The sequence below is a fragment of the Pilosibacter fragilis genome (genome assembly GCF_032490495.1).
Classification (GTDB): Bacteria; Bacillota; Clostridia; order Lachnospirales; family Lachnospiraceae; genus Pilosibacter; species Pilosibacter fragilis.
Genome location: NZ_JAVYJB010000065.1, coordinates 1 through 734 on the forward strand (window position 1 = coordinate 1; position 734 = coordinate 734).

The 734-nt window shown below is 54.0% G+C and carries 1 protein-coding gene; it reads right to left on the minus strand.

The window, feature by feature from the left end; translation table 11 throughout:
- The coding region (locus tag ABCW45_RS17745; protein WP_343221298.1) for a DEAD/DEAH box helicase family protein at nucleotides 1–734 on the minus strand (734 nt) is incomplete at both ends.

Sequence of the window (734 nt, forward strand, 5' to 3'; positions counted from 1 at the left end):
ATACGGGCGCAGAACTTCTTGCGGTTATGGGTCTCAAAGTCCTTTTTGGTTGTGACTAAGATGTTGGCAGAAGGATAGAGGCGCAGAAACTCCGATGCCCACTGCTCAGTCAGGTGGTTGGGAACCACAAAGAGAGATTTCTGGCACAAGCCCAGGCGTTTGGCTTCCATCGCAGCGGCCACCATCTCAAAGGTTTTGCCCGCGCCTACTTCGTGTGCCAGCAGGGTATTTCCGCCATACAGCACATGGGCGATGGCACTTTTCTGGTGTTCCCGCAGGGTAATGGCCGGGTTCATGCCGCCAAAAGTGATATGGCTGCCATCATACTCGCGGGGACGGGTAGAGTTCATTTCCTCGTTGTACTGGCTCACCAAAGTCTGGCGGCGCTCCGGGTCTCTCCAGATCCAGTCCCTAAAGGCTTCCCGGATCGCCTGCTGTTTTTGAGCCGCCAGGGTGGTCTCCTTGGCATTCAGCACGCGGCGCTCTTTTCCGTCTGCGTCCTCTATGGTGTCATAGATACGGACATCCCGCAGGTTTAAGGAATCCTCCAGAATCTTGTAGGCGTTGGCGCGGCTGGTTCCGTAGGTGGTATAAGCTGCCACATCGTTGTAGGATACAGAAGATTTCCCCTTGATCTGCCATTCAGCAGTAAAGGAGGAATAGTTGACCTCAATGCTGCGCTGGAGATAAAACGGGGTGTTGAAGGTCTCGTACATAAACTGCTGGATGTACTC